The following is a 14176-nucleotide window of genomic DNA, read 5'->3' as shown; positions in this document are numbered from 1 at the left end:
GATTACGCAATGATCTTGGCAACGACGCCGGCGCCCACGGTACGGCCGCCTTCGCGGATAGCGAAGCGCAGGCCTTCTTCCATGGCGATGGGGTTGATCAGCTTCACGGTGATCGACACGTTGTCGCCGGGCATCACCATTTCCTTGTCGGCCGGCAGTTCGATGGAGCCGGTCACGTCGGTGGTGCGGAAGTAGAACTGGGGACGGTAGTTGTTGAAGAAGGGCGTGTGACGGCCGCCTTCGTCCTTGCTCAGCACGTACACCTCAGCCGTGAAGTGGGTGTGGGGCTTGATGGAGCCGGGCTTGCACAGCACTTGGCCGCGCTCGACGTCTTCGCGCTTGGTGCCGCGCAGCAGCAGGCCCACGTTGTCGCCAGCCTGGCCCTGGTCCAGCAGCTTGCGGAACATTTCCACGCCGGTGACGGTGGTCTTTTGCGTGTCGCGGATACCGACGATTTCGATTTCTTCGCCGACCTTGATGATGCCGCGCTCGATGCGGCCGGTCACCACGGTGCCGCGGCCGGAGATGGAGAACACGTCTTCCACGGGCATCAGGAAGGCGCCGTCCACGGCGCGCTCAGGCGTGGGGATGTAGGTGTCCAGGGCTTCGGCCAGGCGCAGGATGGCGGGTTCGCCCTTGTCGGACTGGTCACCTTCCAGGGCCAGCTTGGCGGAGCCGCGGATGATGGGGGTGTCGTCGCCGGGGAAGTCGTACTTGTCCAGCAGCTCGCGCACTTCCATTTCGACCAGCTCAAGCAGTTCCTCGTCGTCGACCATGTCGCACTTGTTCAGGAACACGATGATGTAGGGCACGCCCACCTGACGGGCCAGCAGGATGTGCTCGCGCGTCTGGGGCATCGGGCCGTCAGCGGCCGAGCACACCAGGATGGCGCCGTCCATCTGAGCGGCGCCGGTGATCATGTTCTTGACGTAGTCGGCGTGGCCGGGGCAGTCGACGTGGGCGTAGTGGCGGGTGGCCGTTTCGTATTCCACGTGCGAGGTGTTGATCGTGATGCCGCGCGCCTTTTCTTCAGGGGCGTTGTCGATCTGGTCGTAGCCCTTGGCTTCGCCGCCGAACTTCTTGGACAGCACCGTGGCGATGGCCGCCGTCAGCGTCGTCTTGCCATGGTCCACGTGACCGATCGTGCCCACGTTCACGTGGGGCTTGGTACGTTCAAACTTACCTTTTGCCATTTTCGAACTCCAAAAGAGCAATGCCTGTGTGAGGGTTTAACGTCTGCATCCGGTTGCTGGTTCGGCCCGCACAGTGCAACAGGACGGCACCGGATCGCAGATTGCAAGAAACTTGCTAGAAAAACAGGAGCTGCTTGCGCTTGATGGGCAAGCGTTAGCAGCTCTTTTTGCTTATATGCCCGGCTTACTTGGCGCGAGCCGCAACGATGGCTTCGGACACGTTGCGCGGTGCTTCGGCGTAGTGCTTGAACTCCATCGTGTACGTCGCGCGACCTTGCGTCATGGAGCGCAGCTGCGTGGCGTAGCCGAACATCTCGGACAGCGGGACTTCGGCCTTGATGGCCTTGCCGCCGCCGACCATGTCGTCCATGCCCTGCACCATGCCACGACGGCTGGACAGGTCACCCATCACGGTGCCAGCGTAGTCCTCGGGCGTCTCGACTTCCACGGCCATCATGGGCTCGAGGATGACGGGGTTGGCCTTGCGAGCCGCTTCCTTGAAGCCGAAGATGGCGGCCATCTTGAACGCCTGCTCGGACGAGTCCACGTCGTGGTACGAACCGAAGGTCAGGCGCACCTTGACGTCCACCACGGGGTAACCCGCCAACACGCCGGAGGTCAGCGCTTCGATCACGCCCTTCTCCACCGCAGGGATGTATTCGCGAGGAACCACACCGCCCTTGATTTCGTCGACGAACTCGAAGCCCTTGCCGGCTTCTTGCGGCTCCAGCGTGAACACCACGTGGCCGTACTGACCCTTACCACCGGATTGGCGCACGAACTTGCCATCCACGTCGGTGACGGTCTTGCGCACGGTTTCGCGGTAGGCCACCTGGGGCTTGCCCACGTTGGCTTCCACGTTGAACTCGCGCTTCATGCGGTCCACGATGATTTCCAGGTGCAGCTCGCCCATGCCGGCGATGATGGTCTGGCCCGATTCTTCATCGGTGCGCACGCGGAACGACGGGTCTTCGGCGGCCAGGCGCGACAGGGCAATACCCATCTTTTCCTGGTCAGCCTTGGACTTGGGCTCGACGGCCTGTGCGATCACAGGCTCGGGGAACACCATTTTTTCCAGCACGATGGGCGATTCGATATCGCACAGCGTGTCACCGGTGGTCACGTCCTTCAGGCCCACGCAGGCAGCGATGTCGCCAGCGCGAATTTCCTCGATTTCCTGGCGTTCGTTGGCGTGCATCTGCACGATACGGCCGATACGCTCCTTCTTGCCCTTCACGGCGTTGAACACGGTGTCACCCTTGGTCAGGACGCCCGAGTACACGCGCACGAAAGTCAGCTGGCCCACGAACGGGTCAGTCATCAGCTTGAATGCCAGGGCCGAGAATTTCTCGTTGTCGTCGGCCTTGCGCGACAGCTTCTTCTCTTCGTCGTCGGGATCGGTACCGGCCACGTCGGGGATATCCACGGGCGAGGGCAGCAGATCCAGCACGGCGTCGAGCATGCGCTGCACGCCCTTGTTCTTGAACGCGGAGCCGCACAGCATGGGCTGGATTTCCGTGGCGATGGTGCGCTGGCGCAGGCCGCCGATGATCTCGGCCTCGGACAGGTCGCCCTCTTCCAGGTACTTGTTCATCAGCTCTTCGCTGGCTTCGGCGGCGGCTTCCACCATGTTCTCGCGCCACTTCTTGCAGGTGTCGACGAGCTCGGCGGGGATCTCGCCGTATTCGAACTTCATGCCTTGCGAGGCCTCGTCCCAGATGATGGCCTTCATCTTCAGCAGGTCGACCACGCCCTGGAAGTTGTCTTCCGCACCGATCGGCACCACGATGGGCACAGGGTTGGCCTTCAGGCGCAGCTTCATCTGGTCATAGACCTTGAAGAAGTTGGCGCCGGTACGGTCCATCTTGTTCACGAATGCCAGGCGGGGCACCTTGTGCTTATTGGCTTGGCGCCACACAGTCTCGGACTGGGGCTGCACGCCACCCACGGCGCAGTACACCATAACGGCGCCGTCCAGCACGCGCATGGAACGCTCCACCTCGATGGTGAAGTCCACGTGGCCGGGGGTGTCGATGATGTTGATGCGGTGCTCGGGGCGGGACAGGTCCATGCCCTTCCAGAAGCAGGTCACGGCGGACGAGGTGATCGTGATGCCGCGCTCTTGCTCTTGCTCCATCCAGTCGGTGGTGGCTGCGCCGTCGTGCACTTCGCCCAGCTTGTGGGTCACGCCCGTGTAGAACAGGATACGCTCGGACGTCGTGGTTTTGCCAGCGTCGATGTGTGCGGAGATACCGATATTGCGGTAGCGCTCAAGGGGTGTTTTGCGAGCCATGATGAATCCTTGGTTGATCGCTTGGGTTTCGGAGCCGCACGCTGCGCGCGACTATTGTCTTAAGGGCCTCCATCAACACAAGGCCGCAGCGCGCTTGTGCACGCCTGCGGCCTTTATCGTGATCAGAGATGAACCCTTGATGACTTCCGTCTGGTTTAGAAGCGGAAGTGGCTGAAGGCCTTGTTGGCTTCGGCCATGCGGTGCACTTCGTCACGACGCTTCATGGCGCCACCACGGCCTTCGGTGGCTTCCATCAGCTCGTTGGCCAGGCGTTGGGCCATGGACTTCTCGCCGCGCTTGCGGGCGGCTTCCTTGATCCAGCGCATCGACAGGGCCAGACGGCGCACGGGACGCACTTCCACGGGCACCTGGTAGTTGGCACCGCCCACACGGCGGGACTTCACTTCGACCATCGGCTTCACGTTGTTGATGGCCGTGACGAACACTTCCAGAGCATCCTTTTCAGGCTGCTTCTGGGAGATCAGATCCAGGGCGCCATAAATGATGCGCTCTGCAACTGCTTTCTTGCCGCCTTCCATGATCACGTTCATGAATTTGGACAGCTCGACATTGCCGAACTTGGGATCCGGCAGGATTTCACGTTTGGGGACTTCGCGACGACGTGGCATTTTTTACCTCTATCTTTGCTTCAGTTGGCACCGTTCCCGGCACCGCGAGAGCCATTCAGGACTCCCACTTACTCGACCCGCGCAGAACACCTGCGTTTAGGGTCACTACGCTGTGTCACCGCGCCACGCGGGAACAGCACCGAAAAATCTCAGACCGAAAGGTCCAGGGCTTACTTGGCCTTGGGCTTCTTCGCGCCGTACTTGGAGCGGGCCTGCCTGCGATCCTTGACGCCTTGCAGGTCCAGCGAACCGCGCACGATGTGGTAACGCACACCGGGCAAGTCCTTCACACGACCGCCGCGCACCAGCACCACGCTGTGCTCTTGCAGGTTGTGGCCTTCACCGCCGATGTAGGAGATCACCTCGAAACCGTTGGTCAGGCGCACCTTGGCGACCTTACGCAGAGCGGAGTTAGGCTTCTTCGGCGTCGTGGTGTACACACGGGTGCACACGCCACGGCGCTGGGGGCAGTTTTCCATAGCAGGGCTTTTGGATTTGACAACTTCGACCGTGCGGCCCTGACGCACGAGTTGGTTAATGGTTGGCATTAATACGTCCCTAAACGTGAATTGCTATAAAAAGCGAAAACGTGAAACCCTTCGGAAATTCCGAAAAGCCTTCTAATGTACCAGTTTGGGCGCGGACAGGCAATCCGGGGACGATGCCCCCGGTTGAGCCGCCTCCAAAGCATGGCGTTTACTTGATCCAGAGGCGAATGGCGTCCCAGGCGCGGCCGAAAATGCCGGCCTGTGCCACATCCTCCAGCGCCACCAAGGGCACCTCGGCCACCTGCTGCTCACCCAGCTTCACCTTCAGCGTGCCGATGGCCTGACCCTTGGTGAAGGGCGCGACCAGCGGGTCCTTGCGCACGATCTCGGTCGTGACCTTGCCCGCGCTGCCCGAAGGCACGGTGATCACGATGGCTTCAGGGCGGCCGATCTTGAGGGTGCTCTGCGTGCCCTTCCACACGGCGGGCGTGGCGGCAGCCTGGCCAGCGTCGAACAGCTTCACCGAATCGAACGCCGTGTAGCCCCAGTTCAGCAGCTTCTGGCTCTCGTTGGCGCGGGCGTTCTCGCTCGCGGCCCCCAGCACGATGGACAGCATGCGGCGCTGCCCCACATTGGGAAACTCGCGCTTGGACGTGGCGACCAGGCAATAGCCCGCGGCGGCGGTATGGCCGGTCTTCAGGCCGTCCACCGATGGATCGCGGAACAGCAGCATGTTGCGGTTGTTGCTGTTGGAGGCTGGCGTGCCCTCGTAGCGGTACTGCTTGGTCGAGTAGTAGTGCATGTACTCGGGGAAGTCCTGCATCAGCCGGGTGGCCAGCGTGGCCAGGTCGCGCGCGGTGGTGGTGTGGCCGGGCTCCGTCAACCCCTCGGGGTTCTTGTAGGCGGTGTTCGTCATGCCCAGCGCCTTGGCCTGCTCGTTCATCAGGCGCACGAAGTTTTCCACCGTACCGCCCACACCTTCGGCGAGGGCCACGGTGGCGTCGTTACCCGACTGCACGATCATGCCCTTGAGCAGGTCGTCCACCGGAACCTGCATCTTGGGATCGATGAACATGCGCGAACCCGGCATCTTCCAGGCGCGCTCGCTCACCGGCAGGCGCTGCTCCAGCGTGATCTTCTTGGCGCGCAGTGCGTCAAAGACCAGATAGCCCGTCATGAGCTTGGTCAGCGAAGCCTGCTCCACCGGCGCGTCGATGTCCTTGGTCGCCAGCACCTGGCCGGCCGTCACGTCCACCAGCATGTAATTGCGGGCGGCGATCTCCGGCGGTTGGGGCACCTGCGCCCAGAGGATGGCGGGGGCCATCAGGGCGGCGCAGGCAAGGGTTCGCAGGGAGGACAAAAGAGACTTCATGGTGGGAACAGGCACTCGGGAGACGGGAGAAGAAACGGGCCGACCGCATGGCCGGCACAAGAGAAATGGTGCCGCGCCGTCAGGGCGCGGATTGCAGGTGGCGCATGACCAGGCCCTTGAGCAGCGGCAATTGTCCGTGAAAGAAATGACCGCCCCCAGGCACAACCGTAACCGGCAGTGTCTGCGGGCGCGCCCAATCCATCACAGCGGACAGGGGCACGGTGTCATCGGCTTCGCCGTGCACGACCAGGGTGCGCAGATGGGCCTCGGCGGGTACGTCGGCCACCTTGAAACGGCTGGCCGCCGTGCCCACGAGCACGGCACGCTCCACCGCACGCTCACCCCACAGGCGCGCCAGCGCGTGGCTGGTGACGAAGGCGCCGAAGGAGAAACCCGCGAGGGCAATCGGCACGGCGCCAGGCCCCTCGGGCGCCACCTGGTGAACGACGGCCAGCAGATCCTCCAGCTCACCGCGCCCTTCGTCATGCACGCCAGCGGTACCGCCGACGCCCCGGAAGTTGAAGCGCACGGCCGTCCAGCCGCAGGCCACGAAGGCGCGCGCCAGGGTCTGCACCACCTTGTTGTCCATGGTGCCGCCGAAGAGCGGGTGGGGATGGGCGATCACCGCCACGCCGCGCGGCGGTACGCCGTCGGCCGCGGCATCGCGCGCGGCTTCGATGGCACCCGCGGCGCCCGTGAGGGTCAGGCGTTCGGTCTGGGCATTCACGTTGCTATTCAATCAAGAGCTGCCCGCGCTGGATGGGAAAGCGCTGGAGCCCAAAACACTACAAAGAGGATAGTGAGCGCAAATCAGCGGCCAAGTTCCGGCGGCGTGAGCAAGCGCTCGACCACCACGCCGTTCTTGAGGTGCGACTCCACGATCTCGTCGATGTCGCTCTCATCCACGTAGGTGTACCAAGTCCCTTCGGGATAGACCACGGCGATGGGGCCGCCGGCGCAGCGGTCCAGGCAGCCCGCCTTGTTCACGCGCACCTTGCCGGGGCCCATCAGGCCTTGCTGCTTGACCAGCATCTTGCAGCGGTCAAACGCCTGCTGGGCGCCATGGTGGGCGCAGCAGTTCTCGCCGTTCGTGCGCTCGTTCAGGCAAAAGAAGATGTGGCGCTGGTAGTACTGGGGGGTGGTGTCGCTCATGGCACGATTCTAGGAGTCGCCATCGCGGCGCGACACCCGCAATACCACATAGACGAGTGCCCCATAGGGCCAGAGCCAGCCCAGCCACTGCCCCAGGCCGTAGAAGCGGATGAAGCGCCCCTGCTCCCAGGCCTGCAGCGTCTGTGCGAAGTAGGCGCTGGTGGGCGCCTGGTTGAGCAGGTTCAGGTGCAGCATCAGCGCCAGCAGCAGCAACGCCGCGCAGCCGCGCCGCGGCACGGCCGCCATCGCCAGGGCCGCCCCCAGGGCAACGAGCACGCCCATGCGGGCCGGCAGCGTGAGCCACTCCCAGGCGTGCGTGGGCCCGTAGCTCAACAGCGACGACAGCGCCGTCACGCCCACGCCCACGGCGGCCGTCGCCAGTGCGAAGGCCATGCGGCGCCCCGCATGGCGCATGACGCAGTAGCCCAACAGGCAGGGGATCAGCAGCCCCAACGCGACGGCCATGAGCTCGGCGCCCGGCGACAGGGGCTCCAGCGGCGCCTCGCGCACGGGCAGCCACTGCAGAAACGGCGTGTCCTGCAGCGCGTCGATGAGCGCGGCCTCCAGCCGCTCCCACATCTGCCCCAGGCCAAAGGGCAGCGCCGCCGGGAACAGCAGGGCCCAGGGCCACAGCGCCAACAGCACCAGAGCGCCGCGCGCATGCGGAACGAACCAGCGCTCGCGAAAGCGGCTCCAGCGCGCAATGGCCCCGAAGCGCTCCAGCAGCGCGGCCGCCAACGCTCCCAGCAGCGCACCGGTCGCGTTGAGCGCGAAGTCCATGTTGGAGGGCACCCGCCGCGGCAGGAAGATCTGCAGGTATTCCATGCTCAGCGACAGCAGCGCACCCGCCAGTGCCGCCAACGGCACGGCCGCGCGCGGCCAGCCAGAACGCAGGCCCGCCAGGGCCAGCAGGAACCCCAGCGGGGCATAGCCCGCGATGTTCATGTTGACGTCGAACCAGGTCCAGTACGGCGGCGGGATGCGCGCCGAGAAGAACACCCAGGGCGAGATTCCCTGCTCGCGCCACCCGTCGAAGGGGAACAGGCTGGCGAAGACGATCAGCGCCGCGTAGATGAGCGCCAGAGGCCAGGCGGACGTCTTGTGCATGCCCTCTCAATCACCTCGTGCCGTGGCCACTGCCGCCCGCCGCGCGGCGCCCCCATTGCAAGGGAACGAAGCCGGGCAACGCTGCAGCCGCTGCATCTCAGAACGGCTTGACGACCACCAACACCACGGCGACCAGCAGCAGCAGCACCGGCACCTCGTTGAACCAGCGGAACCAGCGGTGGCTGTGCTGGTCCGCGTTGGAAGCCAGCCTGCGCAACAGTACGGCGCAGGCGTGGTGGTAGCCCACCACCAGCAGCACCACGGCCAGTTTGGCGTGCAGCCAGCCGTTGCCCGGCCCCTTGCCGATGCCGTAGCCCAGCCACAGCCACAGGCCCAGCGCGATGGCGGGGACCGACAGCAGCGTGGTGAAGCGCAGCAGCTTGCGCGCCATGAGCAGCAGGCGCTCCCGCTCGGCCACCGACCCGGGCGCCACCATGGCCAGGTTGACGAAGATGCGCGGCAGGTAAAACAGGCCAGCAAACCAGCTGGCGACGAAGACGATGTGAAAGGCTTTGACCCAGAGCATCGGCGCAGTGTACGTGGCGGTGCCGGCGCTGCATGCCCCGGTCGGGACCCGGAACCGCCACGAGGCAAAAAAATGCCCGGAAATCCGGGCGGAAAACCCCGCCGCGTCGCAGGCAGCGGGGCCCGCTCAGGGAGGTGAAGCGGGGGGCGGAGGGGCCGCCCGGGGGCCAATCTAGCACCCACCGCCAGGGTGCGCAAGATGGAGCGTCCGCTAGGGACGGTTCGGCGCCGTTGCCTGGCGCGCGGAGTCGTCCGCCGCCTCGCCCGCGCCGTCGCCCGCTTCTTCACCCAGCGTCTGTGTCAGCGCCACGCGCAAGGCGCTGGCCATCTGCTGCGCATCCGGCGCACGGGCACTGAGTTCGGCGCACGAAACGGTGCGCGCGCGCAGTGCAGCTTCGTCGCCCTGCTGGTCCAGCGCCTGGCACAGCAACGCCCAGTCCGGGGGCGTGACCAGGGTGCCCGCCACCAGCAGCACGCCGGCGCGCTGGCGCCGCTGGGCCAGGCCGACCAGCTTGCGTCCGGCCGCGTCCACCACTTCCCACGGTGCAAGGCTGCCGTAGCAGGCCCAGGGCACCACCGGCCCGCCGCGGGCGTTGGCAGCGGCAACCTGATCGGGCGGCAACGCCCGCGCCGCCACGCCCCACGGGGCCAGTACCTGCGCATGCAGTTGGCCCAGCCCCTGGTAGCTGTCGGGCAGGCGGCCCTGCACCCAGGGGTGCGATGGCGGCAGCACCACCGAACAACTCACCATCCACGGGCCGCACAGCACCGCACCGCCGCCCGAGGGGCGCTGCAACAGCTCCATGCCGAGCGCCAGGCGCGCGCGTGCCCCGTCCAGATAGGCGCGCTGCGAGCAACCCAGCACCACCGCGGGCGTTTCGTAAGTCCACACGCGCCAATAGGGCCGCGTCACTGCGGTTTGCATGTACCGCTGGTTCCAGCGGTGCTCCTGTGCTGCGGTGGTGATGGCGCACTCCTGGCGAGATGGCAAGTGGCACAGGCTACCACCAGCGGCCACGGGCAGGCCCGCGCAAGGATGAGCGCAGGGGTGGAGCCCGGCATGGGAGTGAAGGACAATCGACGCCATGCATCTGTCCAGCCCCACCCCCTTTCCCGCCAATCGCCCGCGCCGCCTGCGCCGCGATGCATTCACCCGCAACCTGGTGCGTGAGACCGTGCTCACGCCGCACGACTTCATCTACCCGGTGTTCGTGCACGAAGGCACCCACCTGCGCGTACCCGTGGCGTCCATGCCCGGCGTGGAACGCCTGAGCCTGGACCTGCTGCTGCCCGTGGCCGAGGAATGCGTGAAGCTCGGCATCCCGGTGCTCGCGCTGTTTCCGTCGATCGATGCGGCGCTCAAGACGCCCGATGGCAAGGAGGCGCTCAACCCCGACGGCCTGATCCCGCGCGTGGTGCGCAAGCTCAAGGCCGAGTTCCCCGACCTCGGCGTGATGACCGACGTGGCGCTGGACCCCTACACCAGCCACGGCCAGGACGGCCTGCTGGACGACACCGGCTACATCCTGAACGACGAGACCGTGGAACTGCTGGTAGGCCAGGCCCTGACCCATGCCCAGGCCGGCGTGGACATGGTCGCGCCCAGCGACATGATGGACGGGCGCATCGGCGCCATCCGCGAGGCGCTGGAGGCCCACGGCCAGATCTACACCCGCATCATGGCCTACAGCGCCAAGTACGCCAGCGCCTTCTACGGCCCGTTCCGCGACGCGGTGGGCTCGGCCGCCAACCTGGGGCGCAGCAACAAGAACGTCTACCAGATGGACCCGGCCAACACCGACGAGGCCCTGCGCGAGGTGGCGTTGGACCTGGCCGAGGGCGCCGACATGGTCATGGTCAAGCCCGGCATGCCCTACCTGGACGTGGTGCGCCGCGTGAAGGACGAGTTCCAGGTGCCCACCTTCGCCTACCAGGTCAGCGGCGAGTACGCCATGCTCAAGGCCGCCGCCGCCAACGGCTGGCTGGACCATGACAAGGTGATGATGGAGTCGCTGCTGGCCTTCAAGCGCGCGGGCGCCGACGGCATCCTGACCTACTTCGCGCTGGACGCCGCGCGGCTGCTCACAAAATAATAGCTGCTTGCGCTTGTCAGACAAGCGCTGGAGGCCGATTTGCCTGAAACCACCCCGGCGCCGATCCGCGTCTTTCACCTGCAGCCAGGCGCCGGCGCCCAGGAGCTGCCCGAGCTGCCCGCGGCCGCGCCGGCGCAGGGCTTTTACTGGATCGCCTGCACGCGCCCGGCCTTTGGCGCCGAGCTGGCGCGCCTGCAGGCGCTGCTGCAGCGCGTCACCGGCCAGCAGCTGGTGGATCTGCATGTGTCCGACCTGCTCAACGCCCAGCTGCCCTCGCACTACGACTACACCACCCAGTACGACCTGCTGGTGGTGCGCCGCCTGGCCCAGGTGCAGGCCGATGCCGCCGTGCCGCTGCCCAACCAGGCGCGCGGCGGCCCGCCGGTGCTGCGCCGCATCGACACCAGCCCGGTGGGTTTTGCCGTGTTCGATCAGCTGCTGCTCAGCGTGCACCCCGAGGACTGCGGCGTGCGCGACGCCTATGCCGCTCGCCTGGTGACGCCCGCTGCGGCCCCTGCGACCAACGGTGCCAACGCCGCCGAGGCCATGGTGCGCGAGCTGCGCAGCGGCCCGGTGGCCGGCGCGCGCCTGCCCACCGGCCCGGCCGACCTGATGCTGCGCGTGGTGAACCACATCGTGGATCGATACCTGGACTTGCGCCGCGAACTCTCGCGCCAGCTCGACCACTGGCAGATCGAGCTGCTGCGCCCGCACACGCGCTTTGCCAACTGGGGCGCGCTGCTGGACGCGCGCCTGAACCTGCACCGGCTCGACGAGGTCTGCGAAGACCAGCGCACCGCCGTGCGCGCCTGGCTGGACGCGCTGGACAACTGGACCGAGCCCGCGGACAGCGCCGCCCTGCGCGAGCTGGATCTGCTCAAGGTGCGCAGCCGCGACGTGCTGGAGCACATCGAACGCGTGGTGACCCATGTGCGCCGCCTGGAGCACGGCATAGAGACCGCCGTGCAGATGCATTTCTCGGTGCAGGGCAACCGCACCAACGACATCATGCGCATCCTCACGGTGATCACGGCCATCTTCCTGCCGCTGAACCTGATCGCCGCCATCTTCGGCATGAACTTCGAGTTCATCCCGCTGGTGCACCAGCAGGACGGCTTCTGGTGGGCCATGGGCGCCATGGGCACCATCTCCGCCGTGCTGGTGGCGCTGTTCTGGCGCAAGCGCTACCTGGCGCGCACCGGCCAGGGCTGAGCGACGAAGAGGTCTGCAGGGATACGGGGGCTGCAGGAATATTTGGGCCTGCAGCCCTCTGCCTTCATGCCGTGTCTCCCATGCCGACACCGCCATCGCTCTTCAACACGTCGCCGACGGCAAAGCGCGTGGCGGGTACTTCGACCACCATCACGCGCACCGTAGAGAGCGGCGCGTGCAGGGTGCGACTGACCGTGCGCGCCACTTCCCGAATGCAGTTCTGCGTGTCCTCTTCGCTGCGCCCGGCGACCAGGGTAATTTGGATGATAGGCATCAATGACTCCCTCAGGGTAAAAGAACGACGGCTTCTATTGAAGCACTTCGCTCTTGGTTTCCGGCAGGAAAAGGAAAACCAGCACGGCAGCCAGCGCAAAGAATCCAGCGGTGGCACCCAGCGCACTGGCAACGCCGTTACCTTGCGACACGAATCCCACCAGCGCCGGGGCGAGCGCACTCGTCGCGCGCCCGGTGTTGTAGATGAAGCCTTGTGCGGTGGCGCGGATTTGCGTGGGGAAGAGTTCGGCGAAGGTCGGCGCAAAGCCGCTGTAGAAGCCGGTTCCGAAGAATGCGACGAGCGGCCCAAACAACAGCAGCACGGTCGGTGACTTGATCGCAACATAGAGCGGCACCGCAACGGCGGAGGCGATGAAGAACAGCATGAAGGCCCGCCGGCGCCCGATCGCATCGGCGACATAGCCGAAGACGATGAAGCCGAGTGCCGCCCCAGCCTGCATCACGACGATCCAGGTCGTCGACTTCAACAGATCAAAGCCAGGCCCGCCTTGCGCCACAGGCGTCGCCAGATAGGTAGGCACCCAGGTGAAGAGCCCCCAATAGCCGCACATCGCCGCCGAGGTGAAGGCCAGGCAGACCAGCACCGGCCGCAGGTGATCGCCAAACAGCACCTTGAGGGTTTGGCCCGCGCTTGTATCTTTAAACCAGACCAGCGCGGTAGAGTCTGAACGCCGTTGAGGCGGCCAGACCGGCCCGTGCAGTTTGGTAGGCGCTGGGGTGATAGAGCCCGTGACTGAGTACAGAACGCATGGCCGCCGCGCTGGTCTTCGTGAAGCCCGAACGGTTACGCGCGCCTTGATTGAGCGCGCATGCACAAGCAAGGGATCTGAAGATCATGTCTGTTACCTCAGTGACGGTGGGCATCGACGTGGCCAAGGCGCACGTGGATGTCTGTGTGCTGGGTGCCAAGAGCAGCGCCCAGCGGTTTGACAACGATGCCGAAGGCCACTCGGCGCTGGCGGCTGCCCTGCAGCCCCTGGACGTGGGTCTGGTGGTGATGGAGGCCACCGGCGGCTACGAGGCCGCGTTAGCGTGTGCCCTGCAGGCCACAGGCCTGCCCGTGGCGGTCATCAACCCGCGCCAGGCGCGCGACTTCGCCAAATCCATGGGACGCCTGGCCAAGACCGACGCGGTGGATGCGCGCACGCTGGCCGAGCTGGCAGCGGTGCTGCTGCGCCGCGACGATCTGCAGCGCTTCTTGCGCCCCCTGGCCGATGAGCGCCAGCAGTGGCTCGCGGCCCTGGTCACGCGCAGGCGCCAGTTGCTGACCATGCTCCATTCGGAGCGCCAACGGCTGCAGATCACGCCCAAGAAGCTGCACGCCAGCATCGAGGCCATCGAGGCGGCGATCAAGGCGCAGCTCGATGAGATCGAAGAGCAGATGGTCACGCATGTGCGCGAGCACTTTGGGGAGCTCGACACGCTGCTGCAGTCGGCTGCGGGAGTCGGCCCGGTGGCCAGTGCCACGATGATTGCCGAGCTGCCAGAGCTGGGCCGGCTGAACCGGCGCGAGATCGCTGCATTGGTGGGCGTGGCGCCCATGGCCAATGACTCCGGCGGCAGCAAGGGCAGGCGGCGCGTACAAGGCGGGCGCTTCGAGATCCGCCGCGTGCTGTACATGGCAACGCTCACGGCCACCCGCTACAACCCGGCCATCAAGGCCTTCTACGAGCGTCTGAAGGCCGCTGGCAAGTTGCCCAAGGTCGCCCTGGTCGCTTGCATGCGCAAGTTGCTCACCACGCTCAACGCCATGGTGCGCACTGGAAAACCTTGGGACAAGTCGCTTCATTGCGCTTGACTTCGAAGACGGTTACTCAG

At 65.8% G+C, this 14176-nt stretch carries 15 protein-coding genes; 3 read left to right on the top strand and 12 right to left on the bottom strand.

The genetic code is table 11. The features are described from left to right. Nucleotides 1-2: 2 nt before the first annotated feature. The 10 genes from tuf to BV908_RS20855 form a co-directional block, all read right to left on the bottom strand. A complete protein-coding gene (gene tuf / locus BV908_RS20900; RefSeq protein WP_103738096.1) occupies nt 3-1193 on the bottom strand; it encodes an elongation factor Tu in 1191 nt (396 codons plus the stop codon). A 184-nt stretch (nt 1194-1377) separates the two neighbouring features. After that, nucleotides 1378-3486, bottom strand: coding sequence for an elongation factor G (gene fusA, locus BV908_RS20895; protein WP_103739115.1), 2109 nt, complete (start codon nt 3484-3486; stop codon nt 1378-1380). A gap of 155 nt (nt 3487-3641) precedes the next feature. After that, on the bottom strand, nt 3642-4115 hold the full coding sequence (gene rpsG, locus BV908_RS20890) for a 30S ribosomal protein S7 (RefSeq protein WP_011803739.1): 474 nt from the start codon (nt 4113-4115) through the stop codon (nt 3642-3644). A 170-nt stretch (nt 4116-4285) separates the two neighbouring features. Next, the gene (gene rpsL, locus BV908_RS20885; protein ID WP_103739114.1) at nt 4286-4663 is read right to left on the bottom strand and encodes a 30S ribosomal protein S12; all 378 of its coding nucleotides are present in this window, start codon (nt 4661-4663) and stop codon (nt 4286-4288) included. Nucleotides 4664-4811: 148 nt separating this feature from the next. Next, nucleotides 4812-5975 carry a D-alanyl-D-alanine carboxypeptidase family protein gene (locus BV908_RS20880; protein ID WP_103739113.1) on the bottom strand — a complete coding sequence of 388 codons (1164 nt, stop codon included), beginning with the start codon at nt 5973-5975 and terminating at the stop codon, nt 4812-4814. Nucleotides 5976-6054: 79 nt separating this feature from the next. Next, complete coding sequence (locus BV908_RS20875; protein ID WP_103739112.1) at nt 6055-6702, bottom strand: alpha/beta hydrolase; 648 nt, start codon at nt 6700-6702, stop codon at nt 6055-6057. Nucleotides 6703-6785: 83 nt separating this feature from the next. Next, the gene (locus BV908_RS20870; RefSeq protein WP_011803736.1) at nt 6786-7127 is read right to left on the bottom strand and encodes a ferredoxin; all 342 of its coding nucleotides are present in this window, start codon (nt 7125-7127) and stop codon (nt 6786-6788) included. 9 nt (nt 7128-7136) lie between these two features. Further along, nucleotides 7137-8234 (bottom strand): VanZ family protein, encoded by a 1098-nt coding sequence (locus tag BV908_RS20865; protein WP_103739111.1) that lies wholly within the window; start codon nt 8232-8234, stop codon nt 7137-7139. 97 nt (nt 8235-8331) lie between these two features. After that, nucleotides 8332-8760 carry a CopD family protein gene (locus BV908_RS20860; RefSeq protein ID WP_011803734.1) on the bottom strand — a complete coding sequence of 143 codons (429 nt, stop codon included), beginning with the start codon at nt 8758-8760 and terminating at the stop codon, nt 8332-8334. 210 nt (nt 8761-8970) lie between these two features. Beyond that, complete coding sequence (locus BV908_RS20855) at nt 8971-9750, bottom strand: ligase (RefSeq protein ID WP_246867566.1); 780 nt, start codon at nt 9748-9750, stop codon at nt 8971-8973. Between the two features lie 94 nt (nt 9751-9844). Between BV908_RS20855 and hemB the strand changes: the two genes are divergently transcribed. Together hemB and BV908_RS20845 are read left to right on the top strand one after the other, a co-directional pair. Continuing rightward, a complete protein-coding gene (gene hemB, locus BV908_RS20850) occupies nt 9845-10852 on the top strand; it encodes a porphobilinogen synthase (RefSeq protein WP_103739109.1) in 1008 nt (335 codons plus the stop codon). Nucleotides 10853-10891: 39 nt separating this feature from the next. Continuing rightward, nucleotides 10892-12064 carry a magnesium transporter CorA family protein gene (locus BV908_RS20845; protein WP_103739108.1) on the top strand — a complete coding sequence of 391 codons (1173 nt, stop codon included), beginning with the start codon at nt 10892-10894 and terminating at the stop codon, nt 12062-12064. Nucleotides 12065-12128: 64 nt separating this feature from the next. Here the strand turns inward: BV908_RS20845 and BV908_RS20840 are convergent, their stop codons facing one another. Both BV908_RS20840 and BV908_RS20835 read right to left on the bottom strand, forming a co-directional pair. After that, entirely contained in the window at nt 12129-12338 is a 210-nt protein-coding gene (locus tag BV908_RS20840) for a tautomerase family protein (protein ID WP_103739116.1), read from the bottom strand. A 34-nt stretch (nt 12339-12372) separates the two neighbouring features. After that, the gene (locus BV908_RS20835) at nt 12373-12969 is read right to left on the bottom strand and encodes an MFS transporter (protein ID WP_246867565.1); all 597 of its coding nucleotides are present in this window, start codon (nt 12967-12969) and stop codon (nt 12373-12375) included. 221 nt (nt 12970-13190) lie between these two features. Here BV908_RS20835 and BV908_RS20825 point away from each other — a divergent pair, with 221 nt between their 5' ends. Further along, the gene (locus tag BV908_RS20825; protein ID WP_078465000.1) at nt 13191-14156 is read left to right on the top strand and encodes an IS110 family transposase; all 966 of its coding nucleotides are present in this window, start codon (nt 13191-13193) and stop codon (nt 14154-14156) included. Nucleotides 14157-14176: the final 20 nt, after the last annotated feature.

It is taken from the genome of Diaphorobacter sp. LR2014-1 (genome assembly GCF_002916785.1).
Lineage (GTDB): Bacteria > Pseudomonadota > Gammaproteobacteria > Burkholderiales > Burkholderiaceae_C > Diaphorobacter > Diaphorobacter nitroreducens.
Note: the sequence above shows the minus strand (reverse complement) of the source record. Positions and strands in the feature narration are given on the sequence as shown.

Bases quoted from the DNA above. Each gene is read 5' to 3' on its own strand.
- tuf (WP_103738096.1), bottom strand. From the start codon at position 1,193: ATGGCAAAAGGTAAGTTTGAACGTACCAAGCCCCACGTGAACGTGGGC.
- fusA (WP_103739115.1), bottom strand. From the start codon at position 3,486: ATGGCTCGCAAAACACCCCTTGAGCGCTACCGCAATATCGGTATCTCC.
- rpsG (WP_011803739.1), bottom strand. From the start codon at position 4,115: ATGCCACGTCGTCGCGAAGTCCCCAAACGTGAAATCCTGCCGGATCCC.
- rpsL (WP_103739114.1), bottom strand. From the start codon at position 4,663: ATGCCAACCATTAACCAACTCGTGCGTCAGGGCCGCACGGTCGAAGTT.
- BV908_RS20880 (WP_103739113.1), bottom strand. From the start codon at position 5,975: ATGAAGTCTCTTTTGTCCTCCCTGCGAACCCTTGCCTGCGCCGCCCTG.
- BV908_RS20870 (WP_011803736.1), bottom strand. From the start codon at position 7,127: ATGAGCGACACCACCCCCCAGTACTACCAGCGCCACATCTTCTTTTGC.
- BV908_RS20865 (WP_103739111.1), bottom strand. From the start codon at position 8,234: ATGCACAAGACGTCCGCCTGGCCTCTGGCGCTCATCTACGCGGCGCTG.
- BV908_RS20860 (WP_011803734.1), bottom strand. From the start codon at position 8,760: ATGCTCTGGGTCAAAGCCTTTCACATCGTCTTCGTCGCCAGCTGGTTT.
- hemB (WP_103739109.1), top strand. From the start codon at position 9,845: ATGCATCTGTCCAGCCCCACCCCCTTTCCCGCCAATCGCCCGCGCCGC.
- BV908_RS20840 (WP_103739116.1), bottom strand. From the start codon at position 12,338: ATGCCTATCATCCAAATTACCCTGGTCGCCGGGCGCAGCGAAGAGGAC.